The organism is Aeromicrobium phragmitis, assembly GCF_003674095.1.
Taxonomy (GTDB): Bacteria; Actinomycetota; Actinomycetes; order Propionibacteriales; family Nocardioidaceae; genus Aeromicrobium; species Aeromicrobium phragmitis.
Genome location: NZ_RDBF01000161.1, coordinates 1 through 375, shown reverse-complemented (window position 1 = coordinate 375; position 375 = coordinate 1). Strand labels below are relative to the sequence as shown.

Sequence of the window (375 nt, the reverse complement as noted above, 5' to 3'; positions counted from 1 at the left end):
GACCAGGTGATCGGTCTGAGCGTCGCCAGCATGGTGCTCACGGCCGCGCTGTTCGCGGTGGCCTGGGCGCATCGCACGCACCGCATCGAATGGTTCGCCCGGATGGGCGACGCACTGCGGCGACGCACGGGCGAACCCGGATGGGCCGCCTTCGCCTCGCTGTTCATCGCCGGAGCACTCGTGGTGGCGCTCCTCGGCTTCATGTGGGACGTCAGCCTCCACGCTGGCCGCGGCCGCGATGAGGGGCCGCTGGCCAACCCGGCCCACTACCTCATCCTCATCGGCCTGTTCGCCCTGTTCATCGCCGGCATGGTCGGCGTCGTCTACGAGCGTGACGGTCGCCGGCCGTCCCGCGCGGCGGTCCGCATCACGCGG

1 pseudogene is annotated in these 375 nt (G+C 71.5%); it reads left to right on the top strand.

Going from position 1 to position 375, the window contains the following annotated elements:
• Window positions 1-30: 30 nt before the first annotated feature.
• A pseudogene (locus D9V41_RS16765) lies at window positions 31-375 on the top strand (hypothetical protein); the annotation flags it as partial.